The sequence below is a fragment of the Brevibacillus sp. FW301-21C12A genome (assembly GCF_058788915.1).
Map to the genome: position 1 here is coordinate 17,013 of NZ_JBYTBG010000023.1, position 15,347 is coordinate 32,359.

Consider the following 15,347-nt stretch of genomic DNA (forward strand, 5'->3'; position numbering starts at 1 on the left):
GTCTGTTGGTTGCGACTCATTTCGGTCGAAAGAAAAGGTTATGTTCCTGCGACCGGGCATGTCAAAAGCTCAAGCGTGAAAGACGCCGCCTGCTTTTCTTTTTCGTACAGGCCGACAAGCAGTTCTTGCAGCGACTCGACTTCGCGCTGGTGCGCCGGAGTAGAGCCTCTGCCCTTGCTGTAATAGCTCTTGTAATAAAATTTGATGAGCGCGTTCCCGAATAGCTCCCACTGCTGGCACAGCGTTTTATACTCGCCCTGCAACTGCTCGCATTCCCGCTCGTTCACCCAGCTTTGCTTCTGCAAGATCAGCGGCAAATGGACGGTAGACTTGCGAAAAAAATACGGATTTTTGATCGCCACGGCCTTGCGCTGAAACTGCGCAGGGGACATTCCGAGCAATCGAGGCTCCAGGCTCTCGGCGAATTGCTTGATCGCAGACAGTCCGTACGTCGTGGAAAGTAGCGTATTTCCCGCATGATCGGTCTTGAACGGCTTGCGCTCTTCGCGCAGAAGCGTCTGGAGATTCGCGCAAATCAGCTCTTTTGTGCACCTGGAAAAAAACGCTGCTTCTTCCTGTGCCTTGATCCGCGTGACGAGCAGAGAAGAAGTCTGCGCGGCTGCCAACGCCCGCTCGAAACAATCGTAAGGCAGCGCGTATGGCTCCATTTTGCTCGGTTGAAGACAATCTTCTATCAACAAATAGGAGCGCGCGTGTTCATAGTAGCCGTACAGAAAAGCAGGGTGGATTTGGTGCTGCTTTTCTGCGTCCACGCCAGAAGGATAATGAAAGCGGTCCAGATCGACAAAGACGTAGTATCCGCTGCGCAAAAGCTCCTTGATGGCCACATGCACGCTGTCGTTTGCTTGCAAAGAGCGGGTCTGGAAATCAAGCACAGAAGAAAAATCCAGCCCTCGGGCAACGTCCAGCAACAGGACTCCTTCCTCATGCGCTGCTGCCGCCTCTTGCCCGTCATCGGCTTCGACAACGTGCAGGTGAAACTGGGCTTGCGCCATGCACGGAGCATACGCGAAGCTTTTGTCGCGATTCATCAGGATCGAGATCAAATTGTTGCTGACACAATTCACCCACGTGCCGTTAAAAGGCTCTGCGGGGAGTGAAAACGCATCCAACACTCCTCACCTCCACGCTCATGCTAGACTGGCTCGCTGCTCTCTCTGATGAGCAGATCGGCTTCGTCCGCCGTGATTTTTCCTTGCTCCAAATCGCTCATGATTTGTTCGATCGTCATGCTCCGCTTTGCCGGAGTGGCGCGTTTTCGCTCCAAATAAGCCGCCATATCGTGAACCGTCGGATAGGAGAAAATATCGGAGATCATAAACACGCCGGGATAGGCTGCGTCCAGCTCCTTTTGCAGTCTGACCGCGAGCAGCGAATTGCCGCCCAAGTCTTCGAAGTTGGCAAAAATGCTGATCTCATCCAGCCCCAGCACACTTGCCAGGATGTGCGCGATTTCCTCGTCCCACGCCGTGATCTCCTGATGCTCTGCTTCCTTGATAATCGCGGCCGTTTCCTTGCCTGACACCTCTGCCGGATGGCTCCCGCCGCCAATCGCCTGCGAGACAGCCCGCTCGATGCCCTCTCCCAGCGCGTAATCGCGCACCAGACTGTGTCCAATCGCTTCTTTCGGGAGGCGGCGCTTGAGCTGGCCGACGATGACCTGAGGTTGATCCGCGTGCAAAAGTTCTGTGAAGATCGCCGCTCCTTGTCTGGGCGCGAGGCTCTCGAATGGGCTGTGGCGATTGTCGGCTTCGTGCGCTTGCCCCATCCCGACGTCACGCCACAGCGGCCAGTTGATCGTCAGCGCCTTTTTGCCCATCTGGCGCATATGCGCGGCGTACAGGTCCAGGTAGCTGTTAGCAGCCACGTAATCGCTCTGCCCGATGCCGCCTGTGACGGTGTGCATGCTGGAAAACAGCACAAAGAAATCGAGGTCGTCGGCTTCGGTAAGCTGGTCGAGCAGCCACGTGCCTTTCACTTTGGCGTTCAGCACTTCGCGGATGCGGCTTTCCGGCTTGCGCACGAGCAGTCCTTCTCCTGCCACGCCTGCGCAATGAATGACGCCGCGGATCGCGCCAGACTTCGCGCGGATGTGCTCCAGCACTTGCGAAAGCTCGCTTTCTTCGCTGATGTCTGCGGCGTGAACGTGCACGCTCGCTCCTTGTTTTTCCATCTCGCGGATCGCCGCAATCTGCGAGATTCGCCGCTGATCGGCTCCGGCCGCCTCGATCTCCGGCCACTTTTCGCGCCCGGGCAAGCCTTGGCGGCTGATGAGGTGGAGTTTTGCCGGATGCAGGCGGCTGATCCGCTTGCCGACTTCCAGGCCGAGTCCCCCGGTTCCGCCTGTGATGACGTAGACGCCGTCCGCTTTGATCGCAGCGGTGTCACCTGTCGCCGCCAGCGTCGTTTGTTGCAGGCGTTCCACGTACCGTTTGTTATGGCGGTAGGCGACCTGATACGGCGCATCGGCGACCGAAAATTCCGCGACGATTACAGACGGGGCGGTATAGGCGTCGACATCCAGGAACCGGATGCGCACATGCGGGAACTCTTCCCGCGCTACTTTGCCGAGGCCGAGCAAGCAGCCATGCTCCGGCCGCAGAGCGGCTTCGTCGCCTGTCACCCGGTTGGCGCAGTCCCCGACGAGGATGATGTCCAGCTCGTCGCTATGCGGATGGGCAAACAGGCTGTCGAGCAAATAATACAGGCTGTAAAAGCCTCTTTGTTCGGCTTCCTCCAGCTCTTTTACCGATTGAATCGTTTTGTCTGTCACGCTCATCAGATGCACGATTTTGCGGACCTTTTTCGCCTGCCACTGCGGCCACAAGCGCTGGTAATCGACGCGATTCTTGACCTGCCCCGTCTCTGTTCCGAAGGCGACCTCGATCACTTCTCCGTAGACAGCGGCAAGCTGCTCGCGAAGCCGCTCGGCCAGCTCGCCTGCCCCGGTGAACACGACCACGGCTTCGTCAGCCTTTGCCTTTGCCTGAGCGGGGGACGGCGCTTCCTGCACGACCCAGTCTTTTTCGTAGTAGCTTGCTGCCGTCCACTGCGTGCGCACCTGCTTGATCGTGTAGCCTTCGATTTCCACAAGCACCTCGCCAGCAGCATTGACGATGTCGATGTCAAAGGTCGCCGTCTCGCTCCCTTCCGTTTGCTCCCGCCGCCTCACGTAGCTGTAAATCGCCGCAGGAATTGGCGCGTGAACGCGAATCGACTGGTAGTAAAAGGGCAAATACAGATGCTCGCCAATGCTTCTGATCGCGATGTTCGCCGCGTTGTCCAGCATGGCCGGATGGTAGTGGTAGTCAGCAGCTTCTGCGCGATACGGCTCGGCCAACTCGATCGCAACGAGACATTCCGCGCCTTCGCTGCGCAATTCCTGCAGGTTGTTCCAGCGCGCTCCGGTCGTGATATAGGCGCCGCTTGCCTGCAAATCGGCTGCGCGGGCAGCCACAGGGAGTTGCTTCATGAGAGCCGACACGTCTACGCGTTTTTGCTGCGCTGTCGGACGGCACAGCTTGCCTTCTGCGTGCTTGCGCCACGAGCCGTCTGTCTGATCCATGCTCGCGATGCGGAAGTGTTTTTCGTCGCCCGCTTTTTTCAGCGTGATGTGCAGCGCATGGCTCTCCCCTTCCCGCAACGAAAAGGGCTGCAAAAAGGCGAGGTCCTTGATGACGGTCAGCCCGCCTTGCTGCCTGCCCACCTCGAGCAGCAGTTCGATGTAGGCCGTGCCGGGCAATACGTATTCACTGCCCACGCGATGCTCGTTTACGACCCAATCGTCTGCGGCAGACAGGCCGACGCGATACGTTATGTGGTCGGATGCGCTTTCCGGCAAGCTCGTAAGCAGCGGATGCGGCGGCTTCTGTGCACGGGGAAGCGGCTGCTGTTTGTAGGCCGCGAAGTCCTCCTGGTTGAGCCAGCAGCGCACTTTTTGAAAAGGATAGACAGGCAAGCTGATGCGGTTGCACGCCAGCCCCTCGTACAGCCGTTCCCAGTCGATTTCGGCGCCTGCGACGTACAGCTCACCCAAGCGGAGATAGGAGGGCAGCTCTCTGTCCGGCAAGGCGCTGGTCATGCTTTGCAGCTCCCGCTTTGCCTGTAGCGTCCGCGCGTGCTTTTCTTCCTCCGTCACTTTCAGCCAGCCGCCAGCCCGGGCTGCTATCGTGTCGCCGCCCACCTCGCTTCCGTGAACCTGGTAATACACACGCTCATCTGAGGCAAGCCCGCGTTTTTGGAGCGCATCCAGCTTGCCGAGCAGATCGTCGTAATCGGTAAAAACAATCGCCAGCCGATGGCTGTAGTGGCCGCGCCCGGTGCTTGCGGTGTAGCACAAATCGTCCAGATCAACTTGCCGATGGCTAGCTACATAGGCGGCGTATTTGGCAACTAGCCTCGACAGCACCTGCTCGTCTTTTGCGGACAGCGGAAGCAAATAAAGGGGAGCTGCTTGTTTTCGCTCACAAAAAGCGGGCGGAGCCTCCTGCACGACCATGTGGCAATTCGTGCCGCTCAACCCGAACGAGCTGATCCCCGCCGTCCGTAGCCCTCCAGAAGCGCTCCAGTCGCGCAACTGGTCGTTCACGTAAACGGCGGACGAGCTGAAATCAATCGCTGGATTCGGCTTTTGAAAATGCAGCGAAGGAAACAGTTTTTTGCTTTTCATGGCGTGGATCACTTTTACCAAGCCCGCAATCCCTGCGGCATGATCGAGATGGCCGATGTTGGTTTTGAACGAACCGATGGCGCAAAATTGCTTTTTGCTCGTATAGCGCGAAAAAGCTCGCGTAATGCCCTCTATTTCAATCGGATCGCCCAGCTTTGTTCCGGTTCCGTGCGCTTCGATATAGCTGATCGTCTCGGGATCAATCCCGGCTTGCTCCCACGCCTGGCAAATGACTTCCTCCTGCGCTTTCGCGTTCGGAGCGGTAATGCCGATCGAGTTGCCGTCCTGGTTGATCGCACTGCCTTTAATCACCGCATGAATATGGTCGCGATCCTCCAGCGCTTTTTTCAACGGCTTCAGCAAAACGGCCCCCATCCCCTCGCCTTTTCCGGTCCCGTCGGAACTGGCATCGAACGTCTTCGTTCTTTCGTCCGAGGACTCAATGCCGATTTTGACGTGCGCATGGCTTTTCAGCGGGAAAAGATGCAACTTGATTCCTCCGGCCAAAGCGAGGTCGCAAGCGCCTTCGATGAGCTGGCGGCAGGCAAAATGAATCGCGACGAGCGAAGAGGAGCACGCCGTATCCATCGCGACGGCTGGCCCCTTCAAGTCGAGCAGGTAAGAAATGCGGCTGGCGATAATGGACTGGATGTTGCCGGGAATCGCAATGCCCATCGCTTCCGGCGCAAGAAGCTGGATGCCTTTTTTGTACACTTCGCCAAAATCGGTGCTGTAGCCGATAAACACCCCTGTTCTGCTGCCAGCAAGCTTCGCTCCTCCATAGCCAGCCTCTTCGATTGCTTCCCAGGCCAATTGCAAAAACAGGCGTTGATTCGGGTCCATCAAACTTGCTTCGCGCGGGGATATGTGGAAAAAGCCCGGATCGAACCGGTCGATCTCGGGCAAATATCCGGCTCGGTCAAACTGCGCTTTGGCTCGTTCGATGGGAAGCATGGGCAGGAAAAGGGCAGCGTTTTCCTGTCTGTTTGCCGGGATATCCTGGATGGAGTCGATGCCGAGATGCAGAAGCTGCTCCAGCCGGGCATCCGTGTCAGCCTGGCCTAGCCGGGCGGCGATCCCCACGATGGCAATGTCGTTTTCCGCCTCCTTTTGCTGATCGTGCCGCAAAAAATGAATGAGGCGGGCGGCAACGTTTTTGTCCAACTGCCCGGAGCCGACCTGCTTCAATATATAGGCGTACATCTCTTCTTTTTTTGCCATAAGCGTTACTCTCCTAATTTTTTCAGGATGTCTTCCACCGACGCCTCTCCCTCGCTAAATTCGTCCAATAGCTGCAAAATGTCGCCGATTTCATTGTCGTTTGGCTGCCCTTCCGCTTTCGCGCCCGACCGTCCTCGGTTTGGCTGGCTTCTCTCGATATGCTGGGCCATGGCACTGATCGTTTTGCATTCGAACAAATCCATCACTTTGATTTTTTGCGGGTATTTCTCTTCGATTCGGGCTTGCATGCGGACGATCAGGTGCGAGTTTCCGCCGAGATCGAAAAAGTTTTGCCTCGTCCCGACCTGTTCCACACCGAGCAGCTCGCGCCACAACTGAACCAGGAACGTTTCCACTTCGCTTCCGGGGGCTTGCAGCTCGCCTTGCTCTGTGGATTCAGCCGGGAGCGACATCGCTTGCAGCGCTTTGCGATCCAGTTTTTGGTTGGAGGTGACAGGCATCGCCTCCAGGCGCACAAACCGGGCCGGGATCATGTAAGCAGGCAACGCTTTGCGCAGCGATTCCTGCAATTCCGAAGCGGCAATGTCGCAGGTCGACGTATAGTAGCAGGTCAATTTGTTCGATTCGCCTTCCTTGACCGCGACGACGCCAACTGACGTGACGCCCGGGACGCTTGCGAGTTTGTGTTCGATTTCCCCTGTTTCGATCCGGTAGCCTCTGACTTTGACCATGCCGTCGTTGCGCGAAATATATTCAAGCTGTCCATCGGTCCCGTATTTGCCCAAGTCTCCGGTATGGTAGACGATCCGATCGGTAAACGGGTGCAGGCGATACACTTGCTCGGTCTTCGTTTTGTCACGGAAGTAGCCGGGGGTGACGCCAGGGCCGCTAATGCAAATTTCGCCGGGCACGCCGGGGCCGCACAAGTTTCCGTCTTTGTCCAAAATGTAGACCTGGTTATGTCCGAGCGGACGGCCGAGCGGAACGACCGCTTTGCCTGCAAGCTCCCTGTTCACTTCGCAACACGTAGCCCAGATCGTCGCTTCTGTCGGTCCGTACAAGTTGTACAGCTTGGCGGCAGGGAAATAGCGGGCAATCTCGCTGGCTAAGGCAGGGCCCCACGCTTCGCCGCCAACGAGGACGGTTTCGAACTGGCGCAAGCACGCCAACCGCTGTTCGTCCTGCTGAGCAAGGCCAAGGATGAATTGGCTTATTAAAGTCGGGACGGAATGCCACACGTCGACCGGATGTTCCTCCAGATAGGCAAACAGCAAAGCAGGGTCGCGCAGCCGCTCCGACGGCATGATATGCAAGGTAGCTCCACTCGTCAGGCAGCCAAAAATTTCAAACACAGAAATGTCAAAGCTGATCGAAGTGACCAGCATCATGTTGCGCCCAGGTCGCAGTTGAAATTGCTGCTGACTCCACAAAAGGTAGTGCAGCGCGTTTTGCTGGGTCACCATGACGCCTTTTGGCGTGCCAGTCGAGCCGGAAGTGTACATGATGTACATCAGCTCGGATGGCGGCGCTGTCACAGGTGCGGCGGGCTGGTTGCGAATATGCGCGTCCCCGTAATAGCGAAGATGCCCTACCGCTTCTGCCAGGAGCACATCGCCTGATAAATCGACCACCGCTTCCAGATGAGTTCCAGCGATCGTTTCCAGCATCGGAATGACGCTTTGCTCCGACAAAACGGTTTTGATCCGGCTGTGCTGAATCATGTAGGCGATGCGTTCGCTCGGAAAATCGACGTCCAACGGCACATACGGGCGTCCAGCCTTGAGAATGCCCAAAAGCGCGACGATCATTTCGATACCGCGCGGCAAATAGACGCCGATCGGCTCCTGCGATTCCTCGGCGCTCGTTTTCAGCAGGAAGGCGGCCAACTTGTTGGAGCGCTCATCCAGTTGCTGGTAGGTCAAGCGCATTCCCTCGAAAACGACGGCGGTCTGCGCGGGCTGTTTCTTGGCTTGCGCTGCAAACAGGCGGTGTACCTCGTCGGGAGCGTCCAGCGCAACAGGCGTCGGATTTTGCCCGAGCACTTCTGCCTTTTGCTCGGCATCCAGCAGCTCATAGCGCCCAAGCATTTGCGCCGGATGGTCGATCACCTGGTCGAGCAAAAACGAAAAATAGTCGGCGTATTTCCGGATGGTCGCCTCGGCAAACAGCGTCGTTTTGTACTCCATTCGCACTTCCATTTGCTCCTGCTCCATTTTGCAAATGCAGCTCAGGTCGTAGAGACTGATCCGGTCGTTATCTTGCGGGACGTTGTCGTATAGCTGAAAAATCGTGGAGAAGATCGGCGTCCGGCTCTGGTCCCTCTCCGGGTTCAGCTTTTCCACCAGCGTGTTGAACGGATAGCGCCCGTTGGCATAGGCTCGGACGCATTTTTGCTTGACCGCCTCCAACACTTCGTCATAGCGGGAAAGTCCGCGAAAATCGAGGCGGATGCAAACCATGTTCATGAACAGGCCGATGACATTTTCCCACTCTTGCCGCTCCCTGCCGGACACCGGAAATCCGACGATGATGTCCTCCTCCTGGCTGATTTTGTGCAGGAAAAGAAAATAGACGGCCAAAACCGTCATGTAAAGAGTCGTGGAGCGATTTCTCGCCAGCAGGCGCAACTGTTCGGTTTTTTCTTTGGACACCGTGAATTTGATGTAGCTGCCGTCGTAGACGAGAGAGGGCGGCCGCTCAAAATCGGTCGGCAAATTCAGCACTGGCAGCGGTTTGATGAGCTCGCTTGTCCAGTACCGATCCATGTGCCGGAACTCTTCCGACGCGAGCCACTTTTTCTCCTGCTCGACCCAATCGCTGTAGGGCAACGTCACGGCTGGCAACTGGACGGGCTGCTTCGAGCGGATGCGCTCATACAGCGCCATCAGCTCCCGGAAAAACAGCCCGACGCTCCAGCCGTCCGAAATGATGTGATGCATGTTGACGTAAAGGCGATGCTCATTAGCAGCCAGACGATGCAGCTCCATGCGGAACAGCGGCTGCGCAAAATCAAACGGAGTCGCATTTTGCTCCTCCAGTCGTCGGGCCGACATTTCTGCGCCGGACGGTTCATGGCTGTAGTCGCGAAACTGGATGACGTTTTGCCAATCCGGCAAAATGAACTGCTTCGGTACGCCAGCGACAGTTTGGACGACGGTGCGCAACGAGGCGTGGCGCCGGGTCAGCATGTCCAGGCTTTGCTGCAGCACGTCCAGATCAATGGCGAGCTGCAATTGCTTGACGACAGGCAAATGATAGGCTGTCGTCTGCGGATCGTAGTTTTGCAAAAACCAGATCCGGTATTGCGCCTTGGACAGATCGTGCCCGTCATGTGGCTCGGCTGTCGCTTCCTGCCTTGCGGGTTGCGCAGGCAGCACGTTTGCGTCCAAATAAGTCGCCAGCTCGGGGATGGTCGGAAATTCAAAGATTTCCGCAATCGTGATCGGCTTGTTCAGGTGCGTGTTCAGCACATTCGCCATTTGCGTCGCGATAATCGAGTCGCCGCCGACTTCGTAGAAGCTTTTTTGCAGGTCGATCTCGGAGAGGCCAAACGTTTTTGCCCACACCTGCGCCAGTTGTTTTTCGGTAGCGGTCAGCTCGTCGTGCGGTTTGCCGCCAATCGGCACGTCGAGAGGGAAAGCTTCACCAGGTGCGGCCGCTGCGGCTCGCTCCGCGACGTTTCCGCGCAGACCAGCGACTAGCTGCAACGGGAAGCGCTTGTCCGGCGAGGCGTGGAGCTGCTCGAAGCGTACATCTGCCACGACTACGCGCGGAACGTCTGGCAGACTGGCAAATGCCTGGACGGCCTGCGCCGTTTTCAGTGGCTTGAACAGAGCGTTGCCGTTTGTCACGCCATAGTCGGCCGCCATCCCTGTTTCTGCCCACGCGGTCCAGTTGATCGTCGTAGCGCGAATCCCTTGCTGACGCAAGTAAGAGGCAAAGCCGTCGAGGTAGCCGTTCGCCGCCACATAATCGCCCTGCCCCGGACTGCCCTCGACCGTTGCGATCGAGGAAAACAGCACGAAAAAGTCGGGGCGTTCTTCCAGCAAGCTGTACAGCAAGTAGCTGCCTTCGATTTTTGGTTTGGTCACCTGCGCGAACTCTGCCCATGTTTTGGTGAATAGGAATCCGCTGCCCGCCACGCCTGCCGCGTGAATGACCCCTTTGATCGGGCCGCACGCCTCGCGAAGCTGCTGCAACGTGGCCGCCAACTGCTGCTCGTCGGTGATATCGCACGCGCAGACGGTGACGCTGCTGCCCGACCGTTCGACTTCTTCCACACTGTCGATGATGCGGCGCGTTTTGCTGTCTGCTTCTGTTTCGCGCCGTTTGATTGCCGCCCAGTCTTCACGCGGCGGAAGTGTGCTGCGGCTAAGCAAGCCAAGGCGAATTTTTTTGCGGGAGGCAAGATGTTTGGCGATTTCCAGCCCGATTCCGCCCGTGCCTCCGGTAATCAGATACAGCCCGTCCTCTTGCAGCTCCAGCGGCTGTACAGACTCAGACTCTTCTACCGGGCAGCGGGCAAATTCTTCGACATACCGCTCCTGACCGCGGTAGGCGACCTGATACGCGTCGGTTGCACCGTAGATTTCCGCGAAAAGGCTGCCGCCGTCCGTCGCTTCGTCGAGATCAATACTTCGGCATTTCAGATGGGGATACTCCGCGTTGATTCCTTTTCCTAACTGGAACAACGCCGTGTAGCACGGCTCCAGCTCTGGTTCGCTGCCTGTCACTTCCCAGCCATTCCGGCCCAGTATGACCAACTCGATCTCCTGCCTGTACTTGGCTTGTACCAGCGATTTCACCAGCGAAAACAGGCTACGGACGGTGCGGGCTTGCGTTGCTTGCAAGCGGCCGAGGCTGGGGGCGGCATGCTGTTCATCCAGCGCATACGCATGGACAATCCGGCTGATACCTCGCCCTTGCAGGTCGGCGAAAAGCTGTTCATAATCCGCTTCCGCGTGTCCGACTACGTACTTCGTTTCCCGCTCTTTTCGATAGCCGTCACCGTAAGCGACCTGAATCAGCTCGACGTCGCGCGCTTCCCATTCCTGAATCAGCTCCCGCACCGTTCCGCTTCCACTTCCGCTGTCGCTGCCGCCAAACAACAGCACGCTGCCTGCGTCGACCTCTCCACGCTGTTCCAACGGAGCTTTTATCCAGCGAATCTGGTAAAACAAATCGTGCGCGACCATCGCCAGAGAGACGCGCTTCAACATGTAGTTCTCGACTTCGGCAAACACGTTCCCTTGCTCGTCAATCAGGCTGATATCGTAGGAAACCGTCTCCCGGCTGTCGCCTCGCGCTTCTCTTTGCTGCAAATAGCTGTAAAAAGAAGCAGGCATGTTGCTGTAAAAGCTCATCCGCTTGAAGGAAAAAGGCAGGTACAGGTCTGATAGAACAAACATCGTCACGGCATTCAACCCTGTGTCGAGCAAGGCCGGATGAAAGTCGTACCAGGCAAAATCATTCCGGTAGGCTTCTGGCAACTGCACGTGGACCAGCACGCGCTCTTCGCTTTTCGCCAAAGCCCGAATGTTGTGCCAGCGCGGACCGAATCTCGTCCGCCTTCCAGGTAGCGCATGATTTTATGCAGCGTCGCCTCCTCCTGCTGCATGTAAAACTTGAGCGTCAAGTTGCGCGCGTTCCGCGCTTTGCGCTCGATTTCGCTATACGCCGCATGAAGCCGGTCGGGCGAGTCGAGATAGTCGGTGTGCTCCTGCATGTATTTGATCCGGGCGACCATCAAGCTTTTGTGCTCCCATAAGCTGTGGACGTGGCGCACGTCGAAGCCTGCCTTGCCCGCAAGCAAGCGTTCGTAATAGTCTTGCAGGCAACGATATGTATCCAAACCGTAGGCGCAATGATCCCACGGGTTGGCGACCATGCGAAATCTGCTGGACGTATTGCCGGAAGTCAAATACTCTTCCAGCGTTTCCTGCACCAATGCCAAATCAAACGCATACGCCCCCGTTTCCTTGATTTTGTACAAATAGATGCGATTGCAAATGGCCTGGTGGTCGATCCGGGCGATGCTGTCATACGCCTGCGCAAACGCTTGAAAAGACGCGCTCGTGGTGGCGAGCATCTGCTTGTCTGTAAAGCCCAGCAATTGAAACGTTTCGTTTTGCAGATCGACGCCGTGCACCAGCACATCGTGGGAGAGATGGCTTTTTTGATAGACGGCGCGCTCGGGAATGTAGTACTCATCGACATTCAGGTACACATAGTAGCCGTCCAGGAGGCAATCGCGGACAAACTCGACGATGTTCCTTTGGACGATGTTCATCGTGCCCCTTTGCAAATGCTCGACGTGCAGCCATGGGTTCAACGTATAGTCGTGAATGTAAAACGTAAACGGAACAGGCGGATCAGGGCGCTTGTCGAAGCACACCTGGATAAAATTGCTGTACAGCCAGGGCAGGCTTCTTTTGTCCTGCAAGACGATACATAGAGGAAAGGCAAAAAATTGATAGCCGAAAATCGGCGGCTGGACGACTGGCAGCGTTACGCTCTCCACAAGCATCTCCTCTTTTCCGTTTCGAATCATGATTTTTCAGGCATGGCTGCAAGCAAGCGTGCCGTTTAGTCCAAAAACGGACCGATCATCGAGCAAGCGAACTGCTTGATCTCTTCCGGCGTTCCCTTGGCGATGACCTCGCCGCCTTTGTGCCCCGCGCCTGGCCCAAGCTCGATCAAATAGTCGCAGTAAGACAGCACGTACGGATCGTGTTCGATGAGCAGGACGGAATGTCCGCTGGCGATCAGCTTGCCGAGAATGACCAGCAGTTTTTCCGTGTCGTAGTAACTGAGGCCGACAGTCGGTTCGTCCAAAATGTACAGAAAGCTTCCCTTGCTGCTTTTTCCCAGCTCACGCGCCAGTTTCAGCCGCTGGGCTTCTCCCCCGCTCAACGTCGTCAGGCTTTGCCCGATGAGAATATAGCCCATGCCGAGTTCCTCGATCGTGCCGAGCATCTTGCTGATTTTGGCGTGGTCAGAGAAAAACGCGTGCGCTTCGGAAATCGACATCTCCAAAATGTCGGAGATCGTGCGCTCTTTGTAGCGAACCTGCATTACTTCCTGCTTGAATCGCTTGCCGCGGCAGGAAGGGCACGGATCGCTGAACGTCAACTGCCCGAGCCATCTTTTGATCTGCCCGTTTCCGTTGCAAACCGGACACGAGCCTGTCGAGTTGAACGAAAAAGAGCTGCGCGTAAACTGCCGGGCGATGGCCTCCTCCTGCGCGGCAAAAAGTTGCCGGATGTGGTCCCACACCCCCAAAAACGTGGCGACGCAAGAGTTTTCATGGCGCCGCGCCAGCTTCTGCGTGACGACGATGCAGCCGTCGACGTTTTCCGCGCCTTCCAGCCGGGCATCGGCGTGCGCATGGGCGTAATCGCTGTCGTGCTCTTCTTCCTCCAGCAACTGCTTTTGCTTGCCCGCTTTTGCTTTCAACGCTGCTTGAAGCTTAGGGATAAGCGTGTCGATCACCAGCGAGCTTTTTCCGCTGCCAGACAGCCCGCTGATGCCGACGATGGCACGCAAAGGAAGATCGACGTCGATGTTTTTCAGATTGTTCGTGCGCGCGTTGCAAATCGACAGCTTGGGAGCGGATGCGTCCACGCCGCTTGCGTATTCTTTTGGCGGGTGCTTTTTCTTCCGCAAATACTGGGCCGTGATTGATTCGCGCGACTGGAGAAAGCCGGCGTAGCTCCCCTGGTAGACGATAGAGCCGCCGAGTTGGCCAGCCAAAGGGCCGAAGTCCATGATGTAGTCGGCGTGCTTGATGACGCTTTCATCGTGCTCCACGACAATGACCGTGTTGCCTTGCTGCTTTAGCCGATGGAAGCTTTCGATGATCTTTTCTTTTTCTTTTTCGTGCAGCCCGGCGGTCGGCTCGTCAAAAATGTAGATGATCGAATCGACCTTTGCTGACAGGTGAGACATGATGTGCAGCCGCTGTGTCTCCCCTCCGCTCAACGTCGGGATTTCGCGATACAGGTTCAGATAGGACAAGCCGACCGTTTCGAGGCAATCCAGCTTGCGCAAAATCTCTCCGAGCAAGTGGGCAATAAACGGGGTATGCGGCCGCGCTGTCTGGTAGTGGCGGAGAAATGCCGCCAGGTCGCTGACATTCATCTGGCAAAGCTGTCCGATATGCTTGTCGCCAATCGTAATCGAGAGCGCTTTTGGCCCGAGCCGGAACCCTTGGCATCTCGTGCACGGCCGCGTCGTCTGCAGATCGGGAAATTGCTGCAGATTGATCTTTTTCAGCTTTTCTTCAATGACGACAGTGACTCCGTAAAAAATCAGGTGGCCTTTGCTCTGCGTCCGCTTCGGCCGATAATGCAAAAACGCTTCCTTCGCTTCCGGCGGCAACTCGGCAAAAGGCGTGTCCGCGCTCACCTGAAAATGTTTGCTGAAATTATCGAGGCGCTTGTACACGTACTCCTTTTCCTCTTTTTTCGCGTGCGGGAACTGGTAGGCGAACTGATGCCACCGTTCAATCGTTTCGCGCTCCGACGGCAAAATTTTCTCGACGTTTACCTCGACGACACTTCCCCTGCCGCCGCAGGCCGGGCATGAGCCATGCGGGGAGTTAAACATGAACAGCCCCGGCACAAATTCGTCTGGCTGGTGCGAGGCTATTTCCTTGCCTGCCCGCTGTCCTTCCTGGGCGTAAATGATCGCCAGCAGGTTCAAAATGCGGGTGACGGAGCCGACGACCGAGCGCCGATTCAGATTGCTGACAGTTCGCTGCTGCACGGCAATCGTCGGGCTGAGTCCCTGAATCATGTCAAACGAGTCGTAGTGCAGGACATCGTGCGCGATGCCCAGCGCCTCCAAGTAAATCCGCTGCCCCTCGTGGTGCAAGGTGTCGAAAATAAAGCTGGATTTCCCCGAGCCGCTAACTCCCGTGACGACGATAAACCGATGCTTCGGAATCGTCGTGGTGATGTTTTTCAGATTGTGAAGCTTCGCGTTGTAGACTTCAATGTGCACCCGTTCTCCATTCCTTCCCACTGATCGATGTTCGCTGCTCTTTTACGTACTGCGCGATCCCTCGCAAGCCAAGCTCGTACACATTGGCCTTCAAGCCGATCACGTGGCCCACAGCGTTGGCGAAGAAAATTGATTCGGCATGCCAGCCGCCCCGTTCAAAAATGTTGGACATGTGCACCTCGATATAGGGAACGCCGACTGCGGCCAGCGCGTCGAGTATCGAGTAACCGGTCTTGGAAAATCCCGCCGGATTCAGCACCACGCCGTCCAGGTCGTGCAGTTGCTGCTGAAAAAAGTCGACGATTTCGCCTTCGTGGTTGGATTGGAAAAAGAGGACATCCACTTGCAGCTCGCCCGCCAGCCTGTACAGCCTGTCCTCGATTTGCTTCCAGGTGACGGTTCCGTAAATCGCGGTTTCCCGCAATCCGAGCAGGTTCATGTTCGGTCCGTTTACGATTGCAATTCTCATAGC

6 protein-coding genes are annotated in these 15,347 nt (G+C 56.7%); all 6 read right to left on the minus strand.

Features of this window, described 5'->3' with window-relative positions; all coding sequences use genetic code 11:
- Positions 1-38 precede the first annotated feature (38 nt).
- The 6 genes from AC3WQH_RS15150 to AC3WQH_RS15175 are packed head-to-tail and all read right to left on the minus strand — an operon-like array spanning position 39 to position 15,344.
- Positions 39-1,136, minus strand: coding sequence for a hypothetical protein (locus AC3WQH_RS15150; protein WP_327991289.1), 1,098 nt, complete (start codon positions 1,134-1,136; stop codon positions 39-41).
- 20 nt (positions 1,137-1,156) lie between these two features.
- Complete coding sequence (locus AC3WQH_RS15155) at positions 1,157-5,911, minus strand: type I polyketide synthase (protein WP_492332125.1); 4,755 nt, start codon at positions 5,909-5,911, stop codon at positions 1,157-1,159.
- Positions 5,912-5,916: 5 nt separating this feature from the next.
- Entirely contained in the window at positions 5,917-11,379 is a 5,463-nt protein-coding gene (locus AC3WQH_RS15160; protein ID WP_492332126.1) for an amino acid adenylation domain-containing protein, read from the minus strand.
- The gene (locus tag AC3WQH_RS15165; protein WP_492332127.1) at positions 11,292-12,398 is read right to left on the minus strand and encodes a cysteine peptidase family C39 domain-containing protein; all 1,107 of its coding nucleotides are present in this window, start codon (positions 12,396-12,398) and stop codon (positions 11,292-11,294) included. The genes AC3WQH_RS15160 and AC3WQH_RS15165 overlap by 88 nt, the downstream gene beginning before the upstream one ends.
- Before the next feature lie 59 nt (positions 12,399-12,457).
- A complete protein-coding gene (locus AC3WQH_RS15170) occupies positions 12,458-14,875 on the minus strand; it encodes an excinuclease ABC subunit UvrA (RefSeq protein ID WP_283857801.1) in 2,418 nt (805 codons plus the stop codon).
- Positions 14,865-15,344, minus strand: a complete 480-nt coding sequence (locus AC3WQH_RS15175) for a type II 3-dehydroquinate dehydratase (RefSeq protein WP_025848612.1) — start codon at positions 15,342-15,344, stop codon at positions 14,865-14,867. The genes AC3WQH_RS15170 and AC3WQH_RS15175 overlap by 11 nt, the downstream gene beginning before the upstream one ends.
- Positions 15,345-15,347 lie beyond the last annotated feature (3 nt).

Excerpts from the sequence above, each read along its gene's own strand:
- AC3WQH_RS15155 (WP_492332125.1), bottom strand. The coding sequence starts at position 5,911 with ATGGCAAAAAAAGAAGAGATGTACGCCTATATATTGAAGCAGGTCGGC.
- AC3WQH_RS15165 (WP_492332127.1), bottom strand. The coding sequence starts at position 12,398 with ATGCTTGTGGAGAGCGTAACGCTGCCAGTCGTCCAGCCGCCGATTTTC.
- AC3WQH_RS15175 (WP_025848612.1), bottom strand. The coding sequence starts at position 15,344 with ATGAGAATTGCAATCGTAAACGGACCGAACATGAACCTGCTCGGATTG.